Source organism: Fibrella aquatilis (assembly GCF_017353255.1).
GTDB lineage: Bacteria > Bacteroidota > Bacteroidia > Cytophagales > Spirosomataceae > Fibrella > Fibrella aquatilis.
This window is the reverse complement of sequence record NZ_JAFMYU010000023.1, coordinates 77,989-91,753: the sequence shown is the minus strand read 5'-3', so window position 1 is coordinate 91,753 and position 13,765 is coordinate 77,989. Positions and strand designations below refer to the sequence as shown.

Here is a 13,765-nt window from a genome sequence, read left to right as displayed (position 1 = left end):
ATAAAGAACAGTAACCTGTTTAGCACATCTGGGTGGGTCTGGGTGGGTCCGGGCGCAAAACCCAAGCCAATTTCCGCAATTTGCGGGTCGTCAAGCTGCTCGACACGATGCTGAAAAAAGCCGCCCTTTACCTGTTCGTCACCACCACGTACCTGATCGCTCCTATGCCCGCCCCGCGCCCGTCGGTTCAGGTACATATCAGCCCCGCCCAAACGCATCAGACCATCGAAGGCTTCGGCTCGTGCATCATCGACTTCACCAACCCGCCCGCCTTTTACGCCGATTCCACGATGTATGACCGTGTCGTGGACGACCTGGGCCTGACGATGCTCCGTATGTCGATCCCGCAGGAGTTAGAAGCGATCAACGACGACGACGACCCGAACCATTTCGAGTGGAAAAATTTCAACATGCACTTTATGGAACGGCGGATGCGCTTTGCGCAGGCGCTGAAAAAACGGGGCGTCACCCGGTTCATTGCCGCCACCTGGTCGCCCCCGGAATTTACCAAAACGCACCACGCCACTGTGCAGGGGGGGCATTTGCGGGCCGACATGTATGCCGAATACGCCGAGAACATGGCCGCGTTTATCATTGCCGCCAAACAGAATTGGGGCATCGACATTGGTTCCATCAGCATCCAAAATGAACTGCTCTTTATTGAACCCTACAAATCGTGCATCTACAATCCCCAACAAGTGCGCGAGGCCGTGCGAGCCCTGATGCGAAAATTCAGGCGCGAGGGGATTACCACCCAAATTCACCTGCCCGAAGACATGCTATTCCCCGGCAGGATGCTCAACAGCATTTTGCCTACCATGGCCGACCCCGAAACCCGAACTTTCCCCGGCCATTTTGCCACGCATCGGCAGGAGGAATTTGCCGGTGTGCGGAAGTGGCACGAAGCCACCAAACAGTACAACCGCCAAACGTGGATGACCGAAACCTCGGGCCATGACCAAACCTGGCCCGGTGCGCTGAAAATGGCGAACGACATGCACGATTACCTCGTGGGTGGCAACATGAGCGCATGGCTCTACTGGCAAATTGCCGAACCCCACAGCGTTTTTGCCCTCATGGACAGCACCCGCACCTCGCCTAAGTACTTTGCCGCCAAGCAGTTCTACCGCTACGTCCGGCCCGGTGCGGTGCGGGTTGGCAGTAAGTCTACAAACCCAGATGTGCTGGCTTCTGCTTTCAGACACGCCACCAACGGTACGCTTACGATGGTGCTGATTAACCGCAGCGATACTGAACAGACCGCCCAACTGACCATCGACGGGCAGCACAACCCCACCATATACCAGGTCTTTCGCTCTACGGAAACGGAAGGTTGTAAGCCGGTGGGTATGTTCGCGCTTAGCCAGCCAACGCTCACGCTGCCGCCCCAAAGCATCGTGACGCTGGTGGGACAGGGGAAACCAGACGCTTCGGCCCGAAAAAGTGAGTGGCCAGAAGCCTGGAAATCAGTTAGTGCTACCCAAATCGGGACGTTCGCCCCACCTGATCTGGGTGACGGCTTCGGTATCAGCGTGGTCTCCGAACGCTACAACATGCCTGCGCTCCGGGCCGAAATTGGTAAGGGCAACCTGAACAAAACCCTGGCCAACGGATGGACGGCCCTGCACTCGGCCCTGCTCGGTGGTAATTATGAGGCCGTAGAAGTCCTGCTGGCGGCAGGTGCCGACGTGAATCGCCCCGCCAATGATGGCTGGACACCACTGCACATGGCCGCCGGTACGTTTGTGGGTCGCGCCGAACATGACGATAGCAAGGGCGGTGCCCGCACCAAATATGACTTGTTCCGCCTGATTATGGCCCAAAAACCGGACGTGAATGCCCGCACCCACGACGGTTGGACCCCGCTCCACGCCGCCGTAGCCAACGCCCACACTGCCTGGCGGCAGGCCGAAAGCCAGTCCCTCGATCGCATCCGTGATCTGGTTCGGGCGGGGAGCAACCTGGAAGCCATTGACCAAAACGGACGAACGCCCCTGCACTGGGCCGCGTGGCAAGGCTATTCGCGGTTTACCGACGCCCTGAACGTGTCTGACGCAGTGGTGCAGGCGTTGATCGACGAAAAGGCAAACCTAAATGCAGTGGATAATACCGGGCGAACGCCGTTGCATTATGCCGCCGAGATGGGTTACAACTCCATTGTGGCCGCCCTGGTGCAGGCTGGTGCTGGCAAGACCATCCGTGACAAAGCAGGAAAAACGCCCGCCCAGCTTGCCGAAAACCGTCAGCTGAGAGGTACAGTGGCGGTTTTACAAACCGGGCAAGTGGCGGTTTCGGCCCGGCAACGCCAACCCGTATCAGCAAGCACCGGCAAGCTGGGGAAGGAGTTGTTGCAGGCGGCCTGGACGGGTAATGAGCAGACCGTACAGTCTTTGCTCGAACAGGGGGCTGATCTAGATTACCGGGATAGCGACGGGTTTCGCGCCATCGACCGCGCCCGCGACAACGGCCACCGTGCCATCGTGACGCTATTGCAGAAAGCCGAAAAGGCGAAAAAATAAGTCCGTCGAAACACCTGAAACCAATCAATTTCATGCCTCTTAATCGTTTATTTACCTGGTTGTTGTGTAGTCTAAGCCTTCCCTCGATAGCCCAGACTACCGTTTACAATGTGCGCAACTACGGCGCGACCGGCCAGAAAACCGACGATGCTACCTCGGCCATTGCCAAAGCCATTGATGTAGCCCGGCTGGCTGGCGGGGGCGTGGTACAGGTGCCGCCCGGCGATTACACGTGCCTCCATATCGCCCTTTTTAGCAACATCACCTTGCAACTCGATGCCGGGGCAGTTCTTTATGCAGACCTGGAGAACCCGGCTGTTGTTGACGACCGGAGCTTTGTCTATGCCGAAAATGCCAACAACATCGCCATTACCGGGCGGGGAAAAATTGACGGGCAGGCCAAATACAAATGGGCCGATTATAACTACGGCGATGTGGAAATCGTAAAGGAGGTTGAGATCGCTAAAAAAGCTGGTGTCGAAATGAAGCGGAGTTACCGGGCGGGGAAAGGTTTGTTTGGCGTGTTGTTGAAAGAATGCGAAAACGTGACCGTCACCGATGTCACGTTTGAAAACACCTCGCTGTGGTGTATGCGCATCTGGGGGTGCAATCGCGTGGCCATTCGGGGAGTAACTATTTTGTCGGACCTCAAAATGGGCGTGAATTCTGACGGGATCGACCTCGACGGCACCAGCAATGCCCATATTTCGGGTTGTACCGTCTCGACCGGCGACGATGCTATCTGCCTTAAATCCGGGTCCTGGGATTACAAGGACAGCGGCAAATCGTACCCGACGGAGAATATTATTGTCGATAACTGCATCCTGACCAGCTCGTCAACGGCCCTGATGATTGGCACCGAAACGCTGTCGCCCATCAGGCATGTGCTGTTTAGTAATTGCGTCATTCGGCATGCCAACAAAGGCATTGGTATCAATGTGCAGGACGGGGCCACCGTTAGCGACATTAAATACGTGAACCTGACCATCGACCTGCACCGACGGCACTGGAACTGGTGGGGCGATGCGGAGGTGTTCTACTTCGTGCTGAAAAAACGTAACCCCAATTCCCTTGTCGGCACCATAAAAAACATCACTATCGACAATGTGACTGCCCACGCCGAAGGAACAAGCCGGATGATTACCACCGTAGATAAACCGCTGGAAAATATTCGCCTGACCAACGTGCAGGTGTTTATGGAACCCGAAGTTACGCCCGACAAACGCACCACCCACGCCATGCGGTTTGAAGGAGTGAACGGGCTGACGCTCGATAACGTGTCGGTGCACTGGCACGATAAAACCCCCGAACCCGGCTGGCAAAGCGGTTTGGTGCTGACAAAGGTGAGCAATTTCCGGCTTCGTGCCGTATCGGCAAGGCAGGCTCAGAAAGGCTCGGTTGAACCGGCTATGCTGCTCACCGATTGCCAACGGGGAATTATTTCCGAATGCACGGCCCAACCGGGAACGGGCCGGTTTATGGTCATAGATGGAGCCAACACCCGTGACCTGATGATGCACACCAACTACCTCCGAAACGCGGATGATACGGCATTGCTGCTAACCAAATCTGTTCCCAAAGGCCAGGTTATTTATATGCCCCTCAGCAAATGAAACAGTGTGTTCTGGTACCTGCCTTCTCACTGGTATTGCTTCCCCTGGCGCTGACCGTCCAGCCAACCACCGAGGTGAAGCCCCATCTGGGCGAACCAACGCGGTCAGCCGCAGGCACCGTTGTTCTACGCCCTCACCCATACCTAGGGCGGGCGGTGGTCTTGGGAGGAAGTGGCTTCGCGCAACCTGAGCAACTTTACCCGGGCCGGGGTGCGGCTGTTTCAGGTGGATGTATACCTCGAAGACATCTGGCTCAAAGACCGCGATTTACTCGATATGGCAAAAGTACGGCGGCAGGTGCGCGGGGTGCTGGATCAGTGTTCTAGTGTTCGCAGGCATCGGGAGTGATTCGGCTGCACGTGAACGCGCCATTTTGGTGGAACGAAGCCCACCCCGACCAAAGCACCGAATATACGGCGCGTTCAAAGACCCGGCGCAGGACCGGCGCGTGATTGATTATTTCACGGCACAACAGCAGGTCGGCTGGAGTCAGGATGCGTTTTATTACCTGAAATCAGGCTGGTTGCCCATCTCGATGAACGTACTCGATCACTCCGCCGAGCAGGCCCTGCGGGCAGGTACGTCGGGAACGTATAGCTATGATTTCGATCTGAGCCGGATTGATTTTGCGCCGTACCGGGCCGTGGTGTTCATGAACGTGTATGCCCTGACCAATAACGATTTCACGTATGCCAACAACGGGCTGTTGCTGCTCCACACCAAAGACGGCGGGCCGCGCACCCTTCACCTGCGTTCCGGCAAAAATCTTTCCCTAACTATACCGGCAGCTTCAACGTACCTGCCTGATAGTCAGGTCGGTGATATCTTGATGAAGTGAACCCAATCAGCGCGCTGTGGCGGGTTTCACGACCAGTATGCCCTGCATCACGCGCCAATGGCCGGGAAACGAACACAAAAAGGGGTACTCGCCGGGTTCGGCGGGGGCGGTAAACGTTAGCCGGAATGATTTGCCCGGATTAACCAGTGGCGTAGCAAACAATACGTCTGGGCTGACTGGAACAAAATTTTTCTCGAATCCATCGGGCAGTGTGGCCATCGCGTCGGCGGCAGTGCCCACCCGCTCGGCGCTTCCCGGCTTCACAAACACCAGGTTGTGAGGCATCAGGTCGGGATTCTCAAACACCAGCGAAACTGGCTTACCAGCGGGTACAACAAGGCTCGTTTTGTCGAAAGCCATCTTGGCTTCTACCGCCCGAATCGTCAATTCGAGTCGGCCAATTCGGTCGAGCCGGGCACGTAGGGCTGGGCGGGCCGGTTTGGGTACGACGGCAACCAGGCTTTTTGCCTGTTCTACTAACCTGGCAAAAGTGGGCGACCGTTGCTCTTCGTCGGGCGTTCGGCTCAGTGTGCCAATATACTCGTTCAGGGTGTTGAGCTTCGCCGACGTTGTTGGCTTCATGGCCATCAATAGGGGGTAAGCTAAGCCGGGAACCTGCGGAGCAACTGGTTTCACCCTGCCATAAAACGAGGCTTTCAGTGGCCCGGCGGGAAGCAGCGATAGTGCCGTCAGGTAATCACTCAGGCCTGGTGCACCTGCTTTCGCAACCGGCCATACCGTTTTGTCCGATTGCTCGGCGGTAATAATCGTGGCCATGGCGGTGGCCCGTACCCGTTGGGCCGTATCCTGCCGAATCAGCGTCAGACATTCGGGAATCAGCGGCCTGAGTTCAGCAGGTTTTGTAGCCAATAACAACCGAATTAGATCGGGTTGGGCGGATGGACGCACAGGACCCGTTCGTTGTACGTCAGCCTGTTTGATGGCCCCCAGCAGAACAGCAGCTTCGGCGATATTTTGGGTTTTCGCCAGCAATCGGATCGTTTCCCGGCGCTGAACTGTGCCGATGTCAGCGCGAATGATCTGTTCGGTCCAGACTGGCGGGGCGGGTGGCAGTTGACCCAATTCGGGGGTAGTGGTCAGCCGGAGTAAGTAGGCGTGAGCCACCGCCGACGGTGGTGGCTGCCCCAGGCGTAAATCGGCCAGCCAAACCGGTTTCAATGCGCTGAACGTTTCGCCAAGGGCATAATCAAGGTAGTAGTCGGTAGGGTGGTTGAGCACCTCCGTTGCGAGTTGAACCGCCTGCCTGGAGGCATAGAAGCTTAAGGCCACTACGGCTTCCAACCGTACCCTCGGCGAGGGGTCGTTGACTGATTGGTGCAACAGCGACAACGCATCCGGAACCCGGTTCCGCCAGTGCAGCAGTACGGTGGTGGCAGCGGCACGGGCCTGTTCGGCGCGGGCCGTCAGCAGGGTTTTCAACAACGGTTCGTTAGGTACGTCGAAATCCTGATGCAGCCAAAGCCCTTCCAGCAGGTGTTGTTCATACAATGAATCAGTTTTATCCAATCCCGCCAGCCACGTGGTCAGCTGGGGCAGTACCGCTGCCGGGTCCTGCGCCCTAAGCTGCGCCCGCGCCCGGTAGCGCAGCCGACTCTCGTGCGCTTTCAGGTGGTCGAGCAGTTGGGGAACGCTTTGCCGCGATAAATCGACCACCGGCAACAGCGGCTGCTTGGTATACGTAATGCGCCAGATGCGGCCATGTGCTGTGTCGCGGGCCGAATCGCGGGGGGGATTTTCGCCGTGCGAAATCAGCGGGTTATACCAGTCAACGACGTACAGGGCACCATCCGGCCCGAATTTGAGGTCGATGGGTCGGAAGTTCAGGTCGGTCGATTGCAGTAAGGGCTCCACCTCGCGGCTCCCGATGCCCGACCCGTTCGGCACGATCCGGTGCTGTTTGATGCCCTGAAAACCGATGTTGTTGTTCACCAGAAAATTGCCCTGCACGCCTGCCGGAAACTGTCGGCTCGAAATGAGTTCGATGCCCGCCGTGGGCCGTACCCGCGTTTCGGTGAAGGTGTTGATGCGGGGGTGCTTGGCGGGGTACTCGACCCGGCCCGTCATGGGGGGCGCGAAGTAGTTGGACCCGTCTGAGGCATCGCCAATCAGGTGCGTTCCCCAAGGGGTAAATACGTTGCCCCAGGGGTTGTAGTACGGATACGATACATAGGCCGACAGCTTGGCCGTGCGCGGTTCAAAGCGGTAGGTGGTGCCGGCATACGAACGCACCGGGCCGTAGGGTGTTTCGATCTGTGAGTTCAGAAACGTGCCTTCGTTGAGGTACAGCGCACCGTCTGGCCCATACGTGAAGGCGTGAATGGCGTGATGGCTGTCTTCCGAACCAAACCCCGACAGCACCATCTCCCGCACGTCGGCTTTGTCGTCGCCGTCGGTGTCTTTCAGAAACAACAAATCCGGCTCCTGCGAGACGTAGATGCCCCCAGCGCCAAACTCAAACCCCAGCGGCAGGTACAGGTCATCGGCAAAAACCGTGTGCTTATCGGCTTTGCCATCGTGGTCGGTATCTTCCAGAATAACGATTTTGTCGTGAACCGGAATGCCGGGAAAATACTGCGGGTAGGTGGGCATGGTGGCTACCCAAAGCCGCCCACGGGCATCGAAGTTCAGGGCCACAGGCTTTTGCACGGGGAAATCTTTCTCCGAAGCAAACAGGTTGATGGCGTATCCGTCGGGCAGTTTGAACGAGTCGGTGGTGGCGGGCCATTCGTGGGCATTGCCGTTGCCGTGTTGGTGCTGATGAGCCGCTTCTCTGGCCGCCTTCCCCTGTCGGCCCAGCATTGGCACGGTAAGCAGCAGGGCCGGGTCAACGGGTTTACCCCGACGGTCAACAATGGCCGTTGCCCGGCGAAGCAGGGTCGTATCGCGGCTACTGCCCATGTCCCAGATGACGGAATCGAGCGCGGCCACCATCTGGGCCAGTTTCCGCAGTTCAGGTGGAAACGCAATAACGCCAAACGGTTCGCGTCGTCGCCCGTAGATGTACTCGCCGTTCACAGCCCGCCAGCGATAGAAAAAATGGTCGTCTTTGTGTTTGATCACCCGCCGAATTACCCGGCTAAAATCGGAACGCAAATCAATGGCGTTGCTCAGGCCCAGGGCTTGCCCCATCCAGCCCGCTGCCAGCCGGTAGCCCTCGTCGGTCAGGTGGATGCCGTTGATGGTGATGGGCGTACCGGTTTGCTGCATATGGGCCAGCGAGGGTGTGAACAGATCAATGAAATACAGCCCCTTAGCCGTTGCCAGTTGCCGCATCGCGTTGGTGTAAAGAGCCAGATTCTGGTTGTGTTCGGCGAACTGGGATACGGTGGCCCCGACCGAACCGGTGCGCCGGAGCAACGGCCCGACCGGACGCGGCCCGACCTCTTCGTGGGCAATGGGCGACACCAACACCAGTACGGGGGCCGTTCGTCCGTTGTAGCGGTTGCGTTGTAGATTGGCAACAAACGCGCCGAGGTTCTGCTCGAACTGCCGAAGGCCCGCCGCGCCCCCGAAGGCTTCGTTCATGCCGAAACACAAAAAAAGTATGTCGGCTTTCTGGTCGGTGAGATCTTGATTCAGTCCGGCGAAGTTCAGGGCTACGGGCATCGTGATGGGGTCACTCTGCCGCGTGAACCCGTTGAAGACCACTTCGTTTGTCTCGTTGGCAACTGGTCGGGTCGCCTGCTCGCCGAAGCCCGGAAAGTTGAGCGGGCGGGGTTGCAGGTCCACCTCGTCGGCACTCCACCCCATATTGCGCAGGGAGAGTTGCCGATTCGGGAATGTCTGTTGCAGGAGCGTTTCCAGGTATCCGTAGTGCCGCATTCGGTCGGCAAAGGTGTTGCCCAGCAACACGATCCGGTTACCTGCTTTTGGGGTGAACGGCGGCATAACCGATTGGCCCTGAGCCGCCATACCCACCATTCCGAGCAGGAGCACGATAGCAGCGAACGTTTTCATACAGAAATTCTGGTAAAACGGGTAGAATGCGTTCACTTGAAAGCCACACAGTCGACAGGTTTTACTTCACGCCAACCAGCGTCATCACGCTTTGCGCCGGTATCGTGACGGACTCGCCCGCCTTTAGGGCGGTGCGTTCGGTGCAATTCTCCGATGCCGACGTCACAAAGACTTTGTATGGCGTCGAAGCGCCATCGCCCGTTGTCAGGATGGTTTTGTCGGTGGTACCGATGTTGGTGATAACCAGGGTGGGCAGGTTGTCTTTCACAAAGGCCAGCGGCAGCAGGTCGGGGTCGGCACTGGCGGCATCTACCCGCACGGCACCGGGGCGGACATACCGGTAGTACTGCTTCGAGACGTAGTAGCGTTTGCTTTTTTCGCCCTTGCTGCTCATCAGCGAATACTCATCAAGGGTGGCGGTGCTCAGCGTCCAGAACACCCAGGCCGAAGCGTTGCCATAGCGCAGGGCCGTGTACATGGCTTTGGCCAGGGCCATGGCCCCCTCGTTGTTGTTTTTGTAGCCCGACGTTTCGGTCATCCACAGGGGCAGGTTATAGGGTTGGCCCCAGCCCGCCATGGTTTGCCAGGTGGCGGCATCGGTCGAGGCGGGCGCAACGCCGTCGAGGGCATAGCCGTGGGTGGCCACCATGCCCACATACTGCCGGGCTTCGGGGTCGTTTAGCGTAGGCAGGGTCATGGTTGCAACCCCGTCGAGCCAGCCCACATCTTCGGGCAGGAACAGTTTGGTAGTGAGGCCCTCTTTTTTAAACCGCTGACCCACCACCTTGATGAGGTCGCGCAGGGCCTCGCCATCGTACACGCACGACTGGTACGACTGCGAAAAGCGCGGTTCATTCTGCACGCTCAGCCCGTAGAGGTCTATACCGATTTCGCGTTTGAATAGGCGGCAATAAGCTACGCACAGCTCGGCAAACTCGCCGTAGTTGGCCGTTTTTAGCTGGTTGGTGGCTCCCGTGGGGGTTGTGCTGTAGGCAGGAGCCGAGTTCGCCGACGTGCCGTTGTCGATGCGGTTGTTCCATTTCATCCACGGTGCCGGACTCCATACGCTGGTTATGAACGTCTGAACGCCAGCCTGATACAGGGCTTTCAGGTGCGGCACCCGGCTGGCAAAGGGCACGTGATGCCCCGCCACCGGCTGGCTCAGGTTATACTTCGAGAGGTCGGTGAGGTTGGGGTCGGCGTTGTCATTCTCAAACTCGAACGAGGTGGGTAGCTCGTCGCGGATGATGGTGCAGCCCAGGTCCGTCACCACGTCGTCGACAAACCGCTGGCTGGTGAAGGGGCCGCTACTCCAGTACACGTCCTGGGCACCGAAGCCCCCAAACCCGGCGATAGTCTGGTACGTGCGGGTGAGATCGAGCGTGACTGTTGTGGCCGTAATACTCGGCGGGGTCGGGGTGTTGCCTGGCGTAGGCTGCTTGCAGGCGGCTATGCCACCAGCCACGGCAGCAAGGCCGATGGCGGCAAAAAAGAGTTTGTTTTTCATGACGCTAAAGACGTGATCTGTACAATTCGTTACCAGATGTACCCACCCAGACCCACCCAGAGAATGGTAGGCGAGGAGAGATATTGCCCTTTATACTAAGAGGAACAGAGTTAGTGCTACCAAACAAACGAACCATGCTTTCCAGATCGATGATTGCTACCTTTTGCCGGGTGTCGTTGGCGGGCCTCGCCTTGCTCATGGTCAGTACCGGGTCACGCCGTTTAGGGCAAACCACATCCGATAAACTCGCCGGGATTCAGGTGCCCGATGGCTACACCGTTGAGGTGGCTGCCGGACCGGACCTGGTCGATTATCCCATGTTTTCTACCCTCGACGAAACCGGGCGGCTGTTTGTGTTTGAGTCGGTGGGGCACGTCTATAAGAAAACAAAAGATGCTCTCGACAACCCGCAGTTCCGCATCCGGCTGTTGGAAGATATAAACGGCGATGGCCGCTATGACAAAAGCACCATCTACGCCGATAAGGTTGGTTTTCCGCAGGGAGGGGTGTTCTACAAAGGCAGCCTCTACGCTACCTCAGCCCCCGATTTGCTCAAATTTACCGACACCAACGGCGACGGCGTGGCCGACAAACGTGAGGTCATCCTTACCGGCTGGACCCTCAACGTGAATGCCAACAGCCTGGTAGGGCCATTTATGGGGCCTGATGGCTGGTTCTACATGACCAGCGCCATCATGGGCTTCAACGTCATGACCCAGGAAGGCAAACGCCTGAAAGGGGGCACCGCCCGCATCTGGCGCGTACGGCCCGACGGCTCGGGGCTGGAGTGGATTGCGGCGGGGGGCATGAACAACCCCGTGGAACTGACCTTTACCGAAGCGGCCGAACCCATTGGTACCGAAACGTATTTTACCGAACCGCAGGCAGGCCAGCGCGACGCCCTCGTTTACTGGACCGAAGGCGGCGTATACCCCAAACCCAACAACAACATTGCCCGCGACAGCCTGGTGCGCACGGGTGAACTGATGCCCGTGGTGTCGAAGTATTCGCGGGTGGCCCCGTCGGGGATTGGTCGCTACCGTCATACGGCTCTGGGAGCCGACTTCAAGGATAATCTCTTCAGTGCCCAATTCAACACGCACCGCGTACTGCGCCACAAGCTCATCCGCGAGGGGGCCTCGTTTCGCACGGAAGATCAGGTGTTTTTTGCCTCAAAAGATGAAGATTTTCACCCTACCGACGTGCTGGAAGGGGGTGACGGCAGCCTGTTGGTGGTGGAAACGGGCGGCTGGTTTATTGAAGGTTGCCCGCTCTCGCAGGTGTCGAAACCTGAACTGGAAGGAGCCATCTACCGCGTTCGTCGCACCGATGCACTCCAAGAAACGGACCCCTACGGTAACCAACTGGCCTGGACCACCATGACGGCTGCCAAAGCAGCCACCTACCTGGCCGACCCCCGCCCCACCGTCCGCGACCGGGCCGTTGAGCGGCTGGTCGATCTGGGCAGTGCCGCCGTGCCCATACTGGCCAACTTGCTCCGCCGGTCGTCGGTGGCCGACGTGCGGACGAAGGCCGTTTTTGCCCTCTACCGCATTGGAACACCCCCGGCCCTGGCTGCCCTGCGCACCGGCCTGAGCGATACCACCGTACCCGTACGGGTCGCCGCGGCCCGGGCGGTGGGGCTGGCGCGGGATGCGGGTGCCCTGGCTAAACTGACCACAATGGTGGGTCGTGGCGACGCGGCCGTACGGCGGCAGGCGGCTACGGCACTGGGTCAACTGGCTGACGGTCAGACTATACCGGCGTTGATTGCCGCCACGGGCACCACCGACGACCGCTTTGTACGGCACGCGCTGATTCATGCGCTGATTACGCTCAACCAGCCTAAGGCGGTGGAAGTAGCCCTGAAAAATTCGTCGCCGTTGGTGCAGGAGGCGGCGCTCATTGCCCTCGATCAGATGTCCGCCGCTCACTTGCAGGCGGGGCAGGTGACGCCGTTTCTGACCAAAGCCGACCAGCGGATGCAGCGTACCGCCCTCTGGGTAGCTACCCATCACCCAGCCTGGGCGGGCGAAATGGCGAGTTTTCTGCAAGGCCGATTTGCCGGACCACCCCTCACCGCCGACGAAGAAACCCTCTTTGGCGATATGCTGGTGGCCTTCAGCAGCAATGCCGCCATGCAGCGCTTCATGGCCGACCAGCTGGCAACTGCCAACACCGAGCGTAAACTGCTGTTGCTGAACACGATGGCCCGCTACCCCGCCGAGAAACTACCGGCCTCCTGGGTCGAGCAGATCGGTCAGCAACTCGTGTCGGTGGGTGATTCACGGGTGAAAACCCGCGCCCTGGAACTGGTGGGACTGCGCAGCCTGACGGTCCTGTCTGGGCAACTCACGCAGGTAGCCAACGATGCCGCCACGCACGCCGCTCTGCGGCTGACGGCCTTGGGTACGTTGCTCAAAACAAGCCCGGCATTTACGCCCGCGCAGTTTACGTACCTGTATGGTCAGCTGACGGTGGGGGCCAATGCGCCTTTGCGGCAACAGGCGGCGGCGGTGCTGGCGCAGGGAAAACTAACGGATGATCAGCTGCTTACGCTGGCGCAGGATTATTTACCCAAAGCTGATGCGTTTAGTTTGCCCCGGCTGCTGCCCGTCTTCAAAGGGGCACATGTGGCGGCCATTGGCACGTCGTTGGCCAACACTCTAGCTCAATCGCCGGGGTTGGATAGCTTTTCGGAAGAAACCCTTACCGCCATCTTCGCCGACTATCCCGCCGACGTGAAACCCGACGTGGCCCAACTGATGACTAAACTGCGGGATCTTCAGGGCGGGCGGCGGCAGCGGCTTCAGGCCATGGAGGGTATGATTGCGAGCGGCGACCTGGAACGGGGCCGGGCACTCTTCTACGGCAAAGCCATCTGCTCGACGTGCCATAAGATTCAGGGCGAAGGTGGCAAACTAGGTCCCGATCTGACGTCGATTCAGCGCGACCGGTCGTCGCATGACCTGCTGGAAGCCATCGTGTATCCCAGCGTGAGCTTCGTACGCGAATACGAGACCTACCGCGTGAGCACCAAAATGGGCGACCATACAGGCATCATTCAGGAGCAAACCCCTACGGCCCTTGTGCTGGGCACGTCGCAAACCACATCCGTCCGCATACCCAGGGCCGATATCACCTCGATGACGCTGCAACCTACGTCCATGATGCCGCAGGGACTCGACCAGCTGATGACCCCGCAGGACATGGCCGATCTGATGGCATTTTTGCTCGGTCAGGACCAGGACCCCACCACCGATCAGGCTATATTGCGGTGAGCGGGTTTGTGGGGTGGGGTCGGGGGTGA

General features: G+C 58.7%; 7 protein-coding genes. 5 read left to right on the top strand and 2 right to left on the bottom strand.

Annotated features, from left to right (window positions below; all coding sequences use genetic code 11):
- The first annotated feature begins 80 nt into the window (after positions 1-80).
- The 4 genes from J2I48_RS22865 (at position 81) to J2I48_RS22850 (ending at position 4,970) form a co-directional block, all read left to right on the top strand.
- Entirely contained in the window at positions 81-2,519 is a 2,439-nt protein-coding gene (locus tag J2I48_RS22865) for an ankyrin repeat domain-containing protein (RefSeq protein ID WP_207337833.1), read from the top strand.
- A 32-nt stretch (positions 2,520-2,551) separates the two neighbouring features.
- Positions 2,552-4,132, top strand: coding sequence for a glycoside hydrolase family 28 protein (locus tag J2I48_RS22860; protein WP_207337832.1), 1,581 nt, complete (start codon positions 2,552-2,554; stop codon positions 4,130-4,132).
- 171 nt (positions 4,133-4,303) lie between these two features.
- On the top strand, positions 4,304-4,480 hold the full coding sequence (locus J2I48_RS22855) for a hypothetical protein (protein ID WP_207337831.1): 177 nt from the start codon (positions 4,304-4,306) through the stop codon (positions 4,478-4,480).
- Entirely contained in the window at positions 4,458-4,970 is a 513-nt protein-coding gene (locus J2I48_RS22850) for a hypothetical protein (protein WP_207337830.1), read from the top strand. The genes J2I48_RS22855 and J2I48_RS22850 overlap by 23 nt, the downstream gene beginning before the upstream one ends.
- Positions 4,971-4,976: 6 nt before the next feature.
- Here J2I48_RS22850 and J2I48_RS22845 read toward each other — a convergent pair whose 3' ends face one another.
- Together J2I48_RS22845 and J2I48_RS22840 are read right to left on the bottom strand one after the other, a co-directional pair.
- A complete protein-coding gene (locus J2I48_RS22845; RefSeq protein WP_207337829.1) occupies positions 4,977-8,948 on the bottom strand; it encodes a PVC-type heme-binding CxxCH protein in 3,972 nt (1,323 codons plus the stop codon).
- A 61-nt stretch (positions 8,949-9,009) separates the two neighbouring features.
- Complete coding sequence (locus J2I48_RS22840) at positions 9,010-10,455, bottom strand: glycoside hydrolase (RefSeq protein ID WP_207337828.1); 1,446 nt, start codon at positions 10,453-10,455, stop codon at positions 9,010-9,012.
- A 134-nt stretch (positions 10,456-10,589) separates the two neighbouring features.
- Here J2I48_RS22840 and J2I48_RS22835 point away from each other — a divergent pair, with 134 nt between their 5' ends.
- Positions 10,590-13,736: a PVC-type heme-binding CxxCH protein gene (locus J2I48_RS22835; protein ID WP_207337827.1), complete on the top strand. Its 3,147-nt coding sequence runs from the start codon at positions 10,590-10,592 to the stop codon at positions 13,734-13,736.
- Positions 13,737-13,765 lie beyond the last annotated feature (29 nt).

Coding starts and splice junctions, on each gene's coding strand:
- J2I48_RS22840 (WP_207337828.1), bottom strand. CDS start 10,455: ATGAAAAACAAACTCTTTTTTGCCGCCATCGGCCTTGCTGCCGTGGCT.
- J2I48_RS22845 (WP_207337829.1), bottom strand. CDS start 8,948: ATGAAAACGTTCGCTGCTATCGTGCTCCTGCTCGGAATGGTGGGTATG.
- J2I48_RS22835 (WP_207337827.1), top strand. CDS start 10,590: ATGCTTTCCAGATCGATGATTGCTACCTTTTGCCGGGTGTCGTTGGCG.
- J2I48_RS22860 (WP_207337832.1), top strand. CDS start 2,552: ATGCCTCTTAATCGTTTATTTACCTGGTTGTTGTGTAGTCTAAGCCTT.